The sequence below is a fragment of the Roseibium sp. genome, assembly GCF_965233565.1.
In the GTDB taxonomy this organism is placed as follows: domain Bacteria; phylum Pseudomonadota; class Alphaproteobacteria; order Rhizobiales; family Stappiaceae; genus Roseibium.
Genome location: NZ_OZ247494.1, coordinates 222,757 through 235,838 on the forward strand (window position 1 = coordinate 222,757; position 13,082 = coordinate 235,838).

General features: G+C 57.7%; 9 protein-coding genes. All 9 read right to left on the bottom strand.

What is annotated here, in order from left to right; all coding sequences use genetic code 11:
- Positions 1-8: 8 nt before the first annotated feature.
- The 9 genes from ACO6TG_RS00990 to ACO6TG_RS01030 all read right to left on the bottom strand — a co-directional run bounded on the left by ACO6TG_RS00990 (position 9) and on the right by ACO6TG_RS01030 (position 12,793).
- Complete coding sequence (locus ACO6TG_RS00990) at positions 9-1,340, bottom strand: HlyD family type I secretion periplasmic adaptor subunit (RefSeq protein WP_422376489.1); 1,332 nt, start codon at positions 1,338-1,340, stop codon at positions 9-11.
- Positions 1,341-1,342: 2 nt separating this feature from the next.
- The gene (locus ACO6TG_RS00995) at positions 1,343-3,091 is read right to left on the bottom strand and encodes a type I secretion system permease/ATPase (RefSeq protein ID WP_422376490.1); all 1,749 of its coding nucleotides are present in this window, start codon (positions 3,089-3,091) and stop codon (positions 1,343-1,345) included.
- 299 nt (positions 3,092-3,390) lie between these two features.
- Positions 3,391-4,191, bottom strand: a complete 801-nt coding sequence (locus tag ACO6TG_RS01000; protein WP_422376491.1) for an FAD binding domain-containing protein — start codon at positions 4,189-4,191, stop codon at positions 3,391-3,393.
- 33 nt (positions 4,192-4,224) lie between these two features.
- Positions 4,225-4,701, bottom strand: coding sequence for a hypothetical protein (locus ACO6TG_RS01005; RefSeq protein WP_422376492.1), 477 nt, complete (start codon positions 4,699-4,701; stop codon positions 4,225-4,227).
- A gap of 5 nt (positions 4,702-4,706) precedes the next feature.
- A complete protein-coding gene (locus ACO6TG_RS01010; RefSeq protein WP_422376493.1) occupies positions 4,707-7,067 on the bottom strand; it encodes a xanthine dehydrogenase family protein molybdopterin-binding subunit in 2,361 nt (786 codons plus the stop codon).
- A 209-nt stretch (positions 7,068-7,276) separates the two neighbouring features.
- Positions 7,277-7,768 carry a (2Fe-2S)-binding protein gene (locus tag ACO6TG_RS01015; RefSeq protein ID WP_422376494.1) on the bottom strand — a complete coding sequence of 164 codons (492 nt, stop codon included), beginning with the start codon at positions 7,766-7,768 and terminating at the stop codon, positions 7,277-7,279.
- A 129-nt stretch (positions 7,769-7,897) separates the two neighbouring features.
- On the bottom strand, positions 7,898-8,602 hold the full coding sequence (locus ACO6TG_RS01020; protein ID WP_422376495.1) for an SRPBCC family protein: 705 nt from the start codon (positions 8,600-8,602) through the stop codon (positions 7,898-7,900).
- Positions 8,603-8,874: 272 nt separating this feature from the next.
- Positions 8,875-11,118, bottom strand: a complete 2,244-nt coding sequence (locus tag ACO6TG_RS01025; RefSeq protein ID WP_422376496.1) for a bifunctional diguanylate cyclase/phosphodiesterase — start codon at positions 11,116-11,118, stop codon at positions 8,875-8,877.
- A 1-nt stretch (position 11,119) separates the two neighbouring features.
- Positions 11,120-12,793 carry a sensor histidine kinase gene (locus ACO6TG_RS01030; protein ID WP_422376497.1) on the bottom strand — a complete coding sequence of 558 codons (1,674 nt, stop codon included), beginning with the start codon at positions 12,791-12,793 and terminating at the stop codon, positions 11,120-11,122.
- Between the last annotated feature and the right edge of the window lie 289 nt (positions 12,794-13,082).

Genomic DNA, 13,082 nt, shown 5'->3' on the forward strand with positions numbered 1-13,082 from the left:
ACGAGGCCTTACCGCTCCCTAAGAGCGTGTGCAATCTGGTCCGTCACCGGCTTGACCAGGTAACTCAGAACCGTGCGGTCTTCCGTTTGCAGGAAGGTCTCAACAGGCATGCCTGGCACCAGCGCCTTGTCACCAAGCTTATCGAGCTCATCATCGTCAATCACCATGCGCGCAACGTAGTAGCTGGTTCCAGTACGTTCATCTTCGGTCAGGTCGGCAGACACGGTCAGCAGTTTTGCCGTCAGCTCAGGTGTTGTCCGCTGATCGAAACTCGGAAACCGGACCCGGGCAACCTGGCCGGGCGACATCTGATCGATGTCGACAGGTCTCACCTGGGCTTCGACGATCAACTGGTCCTCACGCGGCACGATCTGCATGACCGTCTCGCCGGGCGCAATGACGCCGCCGATCGTATGCACTGACAACTGGTGCACGAACCCGTTTTGAGGTGCCAGAATATCGACACGGGTCAGTTCATCTTCCGCGGCGATCTTCTGCTCCTCCAGCTGGGCAATACGGGAGCGGACCTCCTGAAGCTGCTCCAGAACCTCGGCCCGGTAGGATTCCTCGATCTGGAGAATCTGGATCCGTCGTTCACTGATGGCTTCCCTGGTGCGCGCGATCTGAGCGATCAGATCGCCATATTCTCCAGACAGCCTTGCTTTCTCGCGGCGGAGCCCGGTGACCCGGCTCTTTGACACAAGCTGCTTGTTGAGTAGCCCGCCGAGGTCCGCAAGCTCCTCTTCGATCAGCTCGATCTCCGAATCCTTCGCTTCGACCTGCGCCTCAAGCCCCTGTGTCTGCTTGTTGAACTGACGGATCTGTTCTTCCAGCTGGTTCTTGCGGCCTTCCTTGGAATTCCGACGGGCCTCAAGCAGCAACTGCTGGCCGCGCTCGATATCGCCAAGTTCTTCGTGTCGGCCGTCCGGCCACTCGATCACGCTCAGGTCGTCACGTTCGGCTTCCAGACGCAGCTCCTGGGCCGTCAGCTCCGTCAATTGCTTGGTAATAACGGCCAGATTGGCACGGGTCACCGTATCGTCCAGGCTGATCAGCAGATCGCCCGCTTCAACCGTATCGCCGTTCTTCACGCGAATGTCGCGCACGATACCGCCCTCGCGATGCTGAACCTGCTTGGTGTTGGATTCCACCACAACGGTGCCGGACGAAACCACCGCACCGGAGATCTCGGTAAAGGTGGCCCAGCCACCAATGCCCCCGACCACAACCAGTGCCATTACAAACGCAAACAGAAGATGATTGCGAACCGTTCGGCGTAGTTCAGCATCGGCGTCCTGGCTCTGCTGTTTGGCCCCAATGTCCTTGATCTTGTCTGCCATCTTTACCGTCCTGGCCCCGCAACTGCGCGTTTTTGCTGCACAGGCTGCACCACTTGTCTAAGCACTTCTTCCTTAGGCCCGAAACCGGCCATCTTACCCTCTTTCAGGCACAGGATCTTGTCCACCGTTGCAATGGCACTCGGGCGATGGGCGATGATCACAACAATCGACCCCTTTTCGCGCATGGCCTTGATCGCGTTGGTCAATGCCCCCTCGCCTTCCGCATCCAGATTGGAGTTCGGCTCATCGAGCACAACAAGGAACGGATCGCCATACAGTGCTCTGGCCAATGCAATGCGCTGTCGCTGTCCTGCGGACAGGGCGCGACCGGCCCGGCCAATCACGGTATTATAGCCTTCCGGCAAGCCGACAATCAGGTCGTGAACATCCGCAAGCTTGGCCGCCTGGATAATCAGGTCGGGAGAGGCGTTGGAACTGAACCGGGCGATGTTTTCGGCGATTGTCCCGTCGAACAATTGCAAGTCCTGCGGCAGGTAGCCGATGAATTCGCCGCGCCGTCCACTTGGCCACTGGCCGAGTTCGGCACCATCATAGCGAATAACCCCCTTGAGTGTCGGCGATGCACCAACAAGCGCGCGCGCAAACGTCGATTTGCCTGACCCGGACGGACCGATAACGCCAAGTCCGTCGCCGGCCTGCAGCTCAAGCGAAACATTTTGAACATAAGGCATGGCCTCGCCGAACGGACCACAGAACACCTGTTCGACCGTGATCTTGTCCTTCGGCAGCGGCAGGTCCATCTTTTCCGGCTCGGCTTCCGCAACCTGAAGCACTTCCCGCAGACGTTTCAAAGCTTGCCGGCTTGCGACAAAGCCGCGCCACTGGGCAACCGCCTGCTCAATCGGCGCCAATGCCCGCGAGGTCATAATGGAGGCTGCAATCATCACGCCCGGAGTGATTTCCTGCTTGATTGCCAGCCAGGCGCCGACACCGAGGATCGCCGACTGCAGCACAAAGCGGATCGTCTTGATGGCGGTGCCAAACAGACCGCTTCGGTCAGCCGCCCGGCGCTGTGTCGACAGGTAGTCACCGTTCTGGGCGTTCCATTTGCTGGTCAGGGAATCCTGCATGCCCATGGCGGTCAGGACTTCCGAGTTCCGTTGCCCGATCTCGACATCAGCGGAGCGTCTTCCTGCCTGACCGGCCGCTTCTTCGGAAGGTCCGCGCGACATCATCTCGTTGAGACCGATCAGAACAGTGATGATCAACGCTCCGCCAAGTCCGACGATGCCAAGCAAAGGATGAAACAGAAAGACGATACCGAGATAGAGCGGCAGCCAGGGAATATCGAATATGGCCGCCGGACCGGGACCGGACAGAAACTGGCGAACCGTGTCCAGATCCTGTACCGGGCGCAGTTTTGCAGCCTTGCGTCCAAGCCTAACCGGCAAACTGTTGGAGACCTTGTAGACAATACCGGACAGGCGCGCATCGACCCTTTGTCCGAGACGCGACAGGATGCGGCCCCGCACACCTTCCAGCATGCCGTAAAAGGCATAAAGCACGATTGCCATCGTCCCGATAACCACCAGGGTCGGAACGGATCCGCTGGCGAGCACACGGTCATAGACCTGAAGCATGAACACCGGACCGGTGAGCATCAGGATGTTGATGACAAAACTGACGACGGCCACACCCCAAAACGCAGTGTGCACAGGACGGAAAGCCAGTGACACAGGATTATCGCGCGCACCCGCACGCTTGCTGTTCTGTTGTGCTGTCCCAGCCATTGGCATCTCTTTCCTTCATGTTTCAAGACCACTGGGGTCAATCCGGTTTCATCCGGCTTTTGGTCTTTGCGCCTGCGATGCCAGTCGCAGCATCCGCCCGACACTGTACCTGACCTGATATTGCGGCAAAATTATCGATCGATCGGCAGGTCGATCCTTTGCCAATGCCGATGCGCAGTATCGTGCTGTGGCTTCTTCAGGTGAAGTTAGAATGACAGCTATCGCAAATTTTCTGGAAAAACAAAGAGAAAGCCCGACCGAAACCGGCCGGGCATAAAAAATTGTTGAAACCTGTGGTTTTACCCAGCAGCGCTTACAGCTCGCTTCGCCATGACAGTGACCAGGTTCGCGCGATAGGCAGACGAGCCATGAAGGTCGGCCAACATGCCATCCGCATCAGGCGTAATTCCGGCGACGGCCTCTGCCGAAAAATTGCCAGAAAGCGCCGTTTCCATCTCCGGCATACGGAACACGCCGTCCTGTCCGGCACCGGTTACGGCCACCTTGACACTGCCATCCGCGCCCTTCGCGACAAAGACGCCTGCCATCGCATAACGCGATGCCGGATTGGGATACTTGGCATAGGCGCTGGCGGCAGCACCCGGGAACTTCACCGAAACCACCACTTCATCCTCGTCCAGCGCCGTTTCAAACATCCCGGTGAAGAACGCCTCGGCGGCAAGTTCCCGCTTGCTGGTCACCACGGTCGCTCCAAGCGCAACAAGGGCAGCCGGATAATCAGCTGCCGGGTCATTGTTTGCGATCGAACCGCCGATGGTGCCCATATGGCGCACGGCAGGGTCGCCGATACCGCCGGCGAGCGACGCAAGTCCAGGCAGTGTCTGCTTCACGAGATCGGACGAAGCCACTTCTGCATGAGTCGTGGCAGCGCCGATGGAAACACCGTCTCCGTCGGCACAGATCCCCTTCATTTCTGCAATCTTCGTGACGTCGACAAGATCCGACGGCGCCGCCAGTCGCTGTTTCATGGTAGGCAGCAGCGTTTGACCGCCCCCCAGGAACTTCCCGTCATCGGCTGCGGCCATCTTCTGTGCGGCATCTGCGACAGAGCCGGCGCGATGATAATTTGTTTCATACATGATGTTTCTCCCCCAATCCGGGTTCCGATTTGATCAATCTGTGAGCGAGGCGCAGGCAGGCGGGAAGTCAATCGCCTTGAGGTCGCCTTCAAAGATTTCGCGGTCCTTTGGACCCGCGATCCTTGTGCCAAGCTCAAGAGCCTTGTTCCACATGTCGAGCGCACGACCGGTTTCCCCTGTCAGCTCGAGCGCCCGCGCCATCAATTCATGGGCATAGGCAAGGTCGAAGTCTTGCAGGGCGCCAAGATGTCGATCGGTCAGGTCCATGGTCCTGTTGGCATGCCGAAGCGCTGCTTCGGAAAACCCCAGGACGACATAAACACGACCGACCAGCCATTCTCCACGCTGCTGCTGGACCGGACCGCCAGCCTGCAGCCAGTGCCACAGGCTGCCATGGGCGGCGTGGATCATCTCGTCACCTTCCGCAGCAGATCTGTCCCTTTTTTCAAGAAGGGTCCAGGTACGCTGATTGAGCAAAATGGCCAGAGACTTGTGATCCACATCCGCCATGGGCATTACTCGGCAGCCTGTTTCATGCCGGACTGACAAAGGGCCCAGACCTTCTCCGGCGACGCCGGCATGGTCAGGTTGTTGTCGCCGATGGCGTCGGTGATCGCATTGATCACGGCCGGTGGTGAACCGATGGCTCCGGCTTCCCCGCACCCTTTCATCCCAAGCGGGTTGCCCGGGCATTCGGTGACATGCGTCGAAAGCTGATAGGAGGGCACATCGTCGGCGCGCGGCATGCAGTAGTCCATGTAGGACGCCGTCAGGAGCTGGCCCGTTTCATCGTAGGAAGCATTTTCCAGCAACGCCTGGCCAATGCCCTGCGTGATGCCGCCATGAACCTGGCCCTCAACAATCATCGGATTGATAATGTTGCCAAAATCGTCTGCCGCCACGAAGCTGACGATCTCGGTCTTGCCGGTGTCCGGGTCGATCTCCACTTCACAGACATAAGTCCCGGCCGGGAACGTGAAGTTGGTCGGGTCGTAGAACGCCCCTTCCTTCAATCCAGGCTCCATGCCCTCCGGCAGGTTGTGAGCGGTATAGGCAGCCAGAGCCACTTCGGTGAAGGACAGCTTCTTGTCGGTGCCCGCAACCTTCAGCTCACCACCCTCGATCTGGATGTCGCCTTCCGCGGCCTCCATCAGATGCGCGGCGATTTTCTTGGCCTTGGCCTCGACCTTGTCGAGCGCCTTGACGATTGCGGACATGCCGACAGCGCCGGAACGCGAGCCGTAGGTCCCCATGCCGAACTGGACCTTGTCCGTGTCGCCATGAACAATGGAGACAGCATCCGTGTCCAGACCGAACCGTTCACTGATCAGCTGGGCAAACGTGGTTTCGTGCCCCTGACCATGGCTGTGCGACCCGGTCAGAACCTCGATCGTACCAACCGGGTTGACCCGCACTTCGGCAGATTCCCAAAGCCCGACGCCGGCACCGAGCGAACCGACAGCCGCAGACGGAGCGATGCCGCAAGCTTCGATGTAGCAGGAAAGGCCGATCCCGCGGAGCTTGCCCCGCGAGGCTGCTTCCGCCTTGCGTGCAGCAAAGCCGTCATAGTCCGCAGCCTTCATCGCCGCATCAAGTGTCGCATCGTAATTGCCTGCGTCGTAACACATGATCACGGGCGTCTGGTGCGGGAACTCGCGGATGAAGTTCTTGCGCCGGAACTCGGCCGGAGACAGACCGACTTCACGTGCAGCCGTCTCCATCACCCGTTCCAGAAGGTAGGTTGCTTCCGGGCGACCTGCCCCACGATAGGCATCCACCGGAGTGGTGTTGGTATAGACCGTCTTCACGTTGGCGTGGATTGCCGGAATATCATACTGGCCCGACAAAAGTGTCGCGTAGAGATAGGTCGGAACCGAAGAAGAAAACAGCGACATATAGGCGCCGAGATTGGCCACCGTCTTGACCCGGAAACCGATGATTTTGTTGTCAGCGTCAAGCGCGAGTTCCGCTTCGGACCTGTGGTCGCGTCCATGTGCGTCGGTCAGGAAGGCTTCTGTCCGGTCCGACACCCATTTAACGGGGCGGCCGACACGCTTGGAGGCCCACAGACAGACCATTTCTTCAGGGTAGATGTAGATCTTGGAGCCGAAGCCACCACCGACGTCCGGCGCGATCACCCGCAGCTTGTGCTCCGGCGCCACATTGTAGAACGCCGACAGCACCAGACGCGCGACATGCGGGTTCTGGGAGGTGGTGTAGAGCGTATAGTGCTCTTCCGCCTCGTCGTATCCGGCCAGAGCCGCCCGCGGCTCCATGGCGTTCGGTACCAGCCGGTTGTTATGGATTTCCATGCGGGTGACATGGGCGGCTTTTTCAAAGGCGGCATTGGTTGCAGCCTCGTCGCCGATCTCCCAGTCATAGATAAGATTGCCTTCAGCTTCCGGGTGAAGCTGCGGCGCCCCCGGTTCAAGCGCAGCCAGCGGATCGATTACGGCCGGCAGTTCTTCATAGTCGACCACAACGGCATCGGCGGCATCCCGCGCCTGCGCCTGGGTATCTGCCACAACAACGGCCACGGCCTGACCGACATGCCGCACGATTTCCGGCTCCAGAGCGCGCCAGCCACCCATTTTCATCGGCGAACCATCCTTGGAGTGGATCATCCAGCCGCAAATCAGGTTGCCGATGCCGTCGCCAACCAGCTGATCCCCCGTGAGCACCGCGTCGACGCCCGGCATTGCCAGGGCGGCGCTGGCGTCAATTCCGGTCACCTTTGCATGTGCATGCGGTGAACGCACGAAGGCGGCATAACCCATGCCTGGCATGGACATGTCGTCGGTATACCGGCCCTTGCCGGTTATGAAGCGCTTGTCTTCCTTGCGCAGGGCGCGGGCACCAATCCCATCAACTGCCATGTTTTCTCTCCCAAATTCTTCGACCGGTCCCGCCTAAACCGGACTGTCTCCTCCAACCGGCCTGGCCGGTTCCGCCCAACGGGCGACAATTGGATCAAGACCTGGCGGGCCACCCTTCGGGCCAGTCTCCTCCCGGCTGGAGAGGTGGCAAAGAGGTCTTGCTTGAACTCGGCGCGGTCTGGCCGCGCAGACGTGTGGGAAATCGCCGGTTATTCGGCGGCTTGGGCCATGCCGGCTATCTGGTCGGACGCGGCCTTGATGGCCTTGACGATGTTGTGGTAGCCGGTGCACCGGCAGATATTGCCTTCCAGCTCGTGACGAATGGTGGCCTCATCCAGGTTACCGGCGCCGTGACGGTTGATCATATCAACGGCACTCATGATCATTCCGGGTGTGCAGAACCCGCATTGCAGACCATGATGTTCACGGAAAGCCGCCTGGACCGGATGAAGATTGTCGGCGGAACCAAGTCCTTCCAGCGTCACCACATCGCTGCCATCCGCCTGGGCAGCCAGCATGGTACAGGCTTTGACTGCCTTGCCGTCGACATGCACGACACAGGCACCGCATTGAGACGTGTCGCAACCGACATGCGTGCCGGTGAGACCGCGGGTCTCGCGGATAAACGATACGAGCAGCGTCCGGTCTTCGACATCAGCCGAAACCGTCTTGCCGTTCAATACCATCGATACTTTCGACATGAATTCCTCTCCCTCATGAAATTCCGTGAGCAAAGGCTCGTGAAAGATCCGGCTTGTCACCGTGTTCTATTGGGTTCAGCGGCGCGACCCGCTTTGGAACCCGATCATTTCAAAAATTGGACCGTCCGGTCAACTTGCAAGGGCAAGAACAACAATTAAGGCCCCCAGAAGCACAAGTCCCCAGACCATCGGACCACCAAAGGCATTTCGACCTGCTGCGGCCTCAATATTCTCTTCCGCCTTGTGAATTGTCTCCTCGACCGCGTGCTCTGCATCCTCGATTGCATGCATCACCTCGCCAGGGGATTCCTCGATCGCGATCCGTTTCGCCTCCTCCGCAAGGCCCGGATCCAGATCATCGCCCGCAATGTCCAGAGCAGGCCCCTCCTCGCGGGTTTCTCCGACCATCTCGGCAAACTTTGTGAAAAAATCCTCCGCCATTTTTTTCGCAGTGGAATCAATCAAGCGGCTCCCGAGCTGCGCAAGTTTACCCCCGACCTGGGCCTTGGCCTCATAGGAGAGCACGGTATCGTCCCCATCCTCGGCAAGAGACACGTTGGCTGAGCCCTTGGCAAAGCCCGCGACACCGCCCTTGCCTTCTCCGGCAATCGTGTAACTCTCGGGCGGATTGATATTCTCAAGCGTGACCGCGCCCTTGAACTTGGCTTTCACCGGCCCGATCTTCGACGTAACGGCAGCCGTCATTTCCGTTTCGGACGTCTTTTCAAGGCTTTCACAACCTGGAATACAGGCTTTCAGAATTTCCGGATCGTTCAAAGCCTCCCAGACTTTTTCCCGCTTAGCCGGAATCCGGTGGGAGCCATTCATGTCCATGTGTTTTTCTCCCCAGGTCGCTCTTAGGCGATTTTTCAATGCTTTAGGGAATGCACAGCAGCGCGGCAGCGCATTCTTAAAAACGCGTCGTCATCATGAGAACGTGTTTCGTGCAAAACTTCAATCGCTTAAATGAATGTGCCTGCAATTTGGCCGGATGTGTCGGCTGAGCAGCAGGACAACATCAAGGAAGCCGCGCAGGCGTAACCTATCGGGAATGGCCGACACCAGGGTGGCGTGATTGCAGGTCAGCTGACCCGGTGATGGTCCGTTCAGCCGAACTTCACGCCCGGCTCAACGGCCATGGACACGAAAGACCGCAGATCGTCCGCATTGAGCGGCTTGGAATAAAGATACCCCTGCAGGTAGTCGCAATGCAGTTCCTGCATGATCTTGCGCTGCGCCACCGTTTCCACGCCTTCCGCAGTGATGCTCAGATCAAGAGCCTGGGCGACTGCAATGATGGACTTCACGACGGCAAGCGCATCACCGTCCTGATCCATGTTCATGATGAAGCTCCGGTCGATCTTGATGCCATCGACGGGCAGCTTGCGCAGATAGCTGAAGGAGGAATAGCCGGTGCCGAAATCGTCGATCACCACCTTTGCGCCCTTGTTGCGCAGCCAGGTCAGCAAAGCCAGGGTGACCTGATCGTTGCTCAGGAACAGGCCCTCGGTAACTTCAAAGACCAGGCGATCCATCGGCAGCTCGGCCGCATTGACCGCGTCTTCGATATCCTTGTAGATCCTGTTTGTCTGAACCTGTCTCGGCGACAGATTCACGTTTAACCGCACGCTTTCGTCCAGTCCGCTCATCTGACTGAACTCGGCAAACGCGTTCTTGAACATCCACGCCCCGATCTCGGTGATCAGGCCGCTGGCTTCCGCAGCCTCGATCATGCGTGCTGTATTGAGGAAATTGCCGGAGGGTGTGCGGAACCGCATCAACGCCTCAAAGGAAGCGATGGACTCGTCCTTTGCCAGCATGATCGGCTGATAATGCAGCGAAAATTCGGTCTGGTTGCTTGCACTTGTCAGCAGCGAAGCGAGACGAAGGCGCTCAAACGCCGCTTCCTGCATCAGTGGATGGAAGACCGCGTGGTTTGTCAGCCCCTTCTGCCGAACATCATTCAGTGCGATGGAAGCAAAACGAACGAGCTGCTCCGCATTCTGGCTGTCTGTATCTTCCGAAGCGAACCCGAGCCGCATGCGCAGTGTGATCTGATTGTCGTCAAGGGTGATCGGTTCCTGAAAGGCTTCCTCGACACGTGCGACAACATCCTGGATCTTGTTGGCATCGCCTCCCTTGAGCAGGATGAGAAACTCGTCCTTTTCCTTGCGGGCTATGGTCAACGCATCCGGGAAGGTCTGGGACAGACGGTGTCCTGTTCTCTTCAGGACCGCGCCGGCCTTTTCATCCCCGATCCCGTCAACAATCACGCGGAAGCGTTGAATGTCCGAATGCACCACCAGAAGCGGCGTGTTATTGGCTGCATTGCGCTGGAAGGTTTCGATGAACCCGGAAAATGTCGACAAGCCGGTCACCCGGTCAACATAGGCCAGGTTTCGGATATGCTCCAAAAGCCCGGTTTTTTCGTAGCCGAGCGCGACATTGGAGACGAAAAGCTTCACGACTTCCGCACCGACCAGCTCTTCAAGCTGCTCTTCGGACATGCTCAGGTAAAGTGCGCCCGCCATGCCGTTCCGTGTGACCAGCGGCAACGCCATACCGCTCGGCGTCGAGCAAGAAACTTGCGATTCCATGCACTTTGAGACGCAACCACGGATCACGTCGTCGCTGATCACATCGACCGGGAGATCAACCTTGTCCTCGAAGCTGCCTGTGGCCGCAAGCACACGAATGCTGGATTTGTCGGCGACCCCGTAATCCGGCAAAGCCTCCAGTCCGCAGAGCAGGCAATCAACAGGTTGACCGACCAGGTCGGTCAGGTGCTGCAAGACGGCAGACGCGAACTCGCTCAAGGCATTCTTTTCGACGATTGCCGCGAAATGCTCATTCAGCAGCTGCAGTTTTTTCCGATTGGTCTCCAGCGACATGACCAGTTTGTAACCGCGCAACGCGGTGATGATCGCTGTTATGAGCTTGGTTCGGGACAACTCCGCTTTTTCGGTGTAGCCATCAATGTCGAATTTCATGATGACATCGGTCTGCGGCGCGTAGCCCGGCTGGCCGGTGCGCAGAATCAGGCGCGTGAAGTTGTTGTTCAGTTCTGAACGGATCCAACTGACCAGGCTGAGACCGGCCGTATCGCTCTCCATGACCACATCGACGAGAGCGACGGCAATATCCTGCTGCTTTTCCAGCACTTCCCGCGCTTCCTGGGCCGACAGCGCATGCAGCAGTTCGAAGGGGCGGTTTTCAAACATGCAGCCGGCAACAGCAATCTTGGTGACCTCGTGCACATCCGGGTCGTCATCGACGATCAGGATCTTCCAGGGCACTTGCGTGGCCTTTTTGACGTCGGGTTCCGAAGGAGCGAGAAAGTCCATCACCATGTCAATGCACCTTCTGTCCGCGTCGTTTGGTTGCTTCCACCGGGGTAACGGCCGGGAATTCGATGGTGAACTCCGTACCGGTTCCCACATTTGAAGAAACGGAGATTGTTCCGTTCAGCGCTTCTGTCACCAACTGATAGCAAATCGCCATTCCCAATCCGGATCCGCCTTTACCAAATTTGGTCGTAAAGAAAGGTTCAAATACCTTCTTAAGATTCTTTTCGGGAATGCCCACCCCGAAATCCTGACACTTGAAGACTATTTTCTTCTCTTTGTGAGCGTTCCGTCCACGATCATTGGGCACAACGAGCCGCGACGACAGTTTGATGACCCCTTCGCTACGGCCTTCATATCCGTGCTTCAAGGCGTTTTCGACCAGGTTTGACACCAGCTGACTGACGGCGCCCGGATAACTGTCAACAATCTCGTCCGCATGGAGATCAAGTTCTACCTTGAAAGGCGTCTTCTTGAGAGTTGGCTGAAGGGTTGCCAGGGTTTCTCGGATGATGTGGTCAAAGTTGAAGGACCGCTTCTTTTCGCTCTGCCGGTCAACGGCGACCTGCCGGAAATTGCCAACCAGTTCGCGCGCGCGCCCAAGGGTCTTCTCGATAATACTGGCCGTTTCCGAGATTCGGTCGACTTCGTTTTCGAGCGCTTCCTTGCTGAGGCTCTGGGCTTCGAGTTCCTTGTGCAGATACCCGGTGGCGTCCTTGATCGTCGTTGCCGCCATCAGTGCGTTGCCGAGTGGAGTGTTCAATTCATGAGACACCCCGGCGACGAGCGCGCCAAGCGCCGCCAGGTTATCCGCCTGAATGAGCTCTTCCTGAACCAACTTCAGCTGCTCCGTACGATGGGCCACCAAGTCTTCCAGGTTAGTTTGATATTCTTGAATTTTTTGCAAATCGAGATGTCGTCGCTGCACCATGGATTGCAGGCTGGCAGAAAGAATACCGATTTCATCTGCACGCCCCGGCATCAACTCTGCCTTGGGCGGATCTTCGATGAGCCTCGGCGTCGACAAATACTCAACGATTGCGGACAGGGGCTGGCCGATCAATCGCCGGAAAACCGTTCGAATGACGATGGCAAGCAACAGCAAATAGATGATAATTGCCGTGACGATAAACCCGACAGTGGACACGATTTCATAAGAGATCGTGTTCCGGTCGATCAGGATGAAAACCTGTCCGATGGCATCCTTGTGCAAGATGGTACTGGGCGAATTCAGCGTGTAACTCAGAGCCTCCTGCGCCCGCGCGCCCGTCACCGGCTCGCCGAAGTTTCCGGTATCCGGCGTTTCAACCCAGACCTTTTCGACAACCTCAAGACTTTCAAGCCCCCTGATGAGCTGCAGCGTTGCATCGGCATTCACGGTCCAGATGGCGCGCTCGAAGGGCCGTTTGGTTGCTTGAAAAAACGCCTCGGTGACACGGATGGCCCGCGCATGGGACGCGTCCCAGGTGATCTTGGTCAGAATTCCGATGAAAATGACGCCAAGAATGGCAAACAGCCCGAGTGTATAGAGAATAAAGGTTCGGGACAGGCTGGCACGGCCCATCTCCTTGGGAGTATATGGCAACGACGTACTGCCGCTAAGACTCAAGACGCCCACCTCAATCCATGGTGTCCGTTTCGTCGCTTGAGAAGACGGCAAAACGCTTTGCTTCGAATCCACCCCTTTCGGGGATATTCCGAACCGCAGGAGCGGACCGTTTCTTCACTACATATTCACAGACACTTCAACTTTGCCCCTTGCCCAACCAACAGGCACGCATCTAGCACGTCACATGATCAGGGCGCCGGTGTGCCGCTATTGTGGCTAGGTTTTCTAAATTTTCCATAAAAATCAATTGTAAATAGAAACAGTCATTACGTCGGTAGCTTGAAGCGAGAATAAACCGGACAAAGAGAAGTAAAAACCGATGTTTCCGAGCGGCATCGCATCATGCAAATTTGTCTGGCAA

Coding starts and splice junctions, on each gene's coding strand:
- ACO6TG_RS01015 (WP_422376494.1), bottom strand. CDS start 7,768: ATGTCGAAAGTATCGATGGTATTGAACGGCAAGACGGTTTCGGCTGAT.
- ACO6TG_RS01005 (WP_422376492.1), bottom strand. CDS start 4,701: ATGGCGGATGTGGATCACAAGTCTCTGGCCATTTTGCTCAATCAGCGT.
- ACO6TG_RS00995 (WP_422376490.1), bottom strand. CDS start 3,091: ATGGCTGGGACAGCACAACAGAACAGCAAGCGTGCGGGTGCGCGCGAT.
- ACO6TG_RS01025 (WP_422376496.1), bottom strand. CDS start 11,118: ATGGTGATGGACTTTCTCGCTCCTTCGGAACCCGACGTCAAAAAGGCC.
- ACO6TG_RS01020 (WP_422376495.1), bottom strand. CDS start 8,602: ATGGACATGAATGGCTCCCACCGGATTCCGGCTAAGCGGGAAAAAGTC.
- ACO6TG_RS01000 (WP_422376491.1), bottom strand. CDS start 4,191: ATGTATGAAACAAATTATCATCGCGCCGGCTCTGTCGCAGATGCCGCA.
- ACO6TG_RS01010 (WP_422376493.1), bottom strand. CDS start 7,067: ATGGCAGTTGATGGGATTGGTGCCCGCGCCCTGCGCAAGGAAGACAAG.
- ACO6TG_RS00990 (WP_422376489.1), bottom strand. CDS start 1,340: ATGGCAGACAAGATCAAGGACATTGGGGCCAAACAGCAGAGCCAGGAC.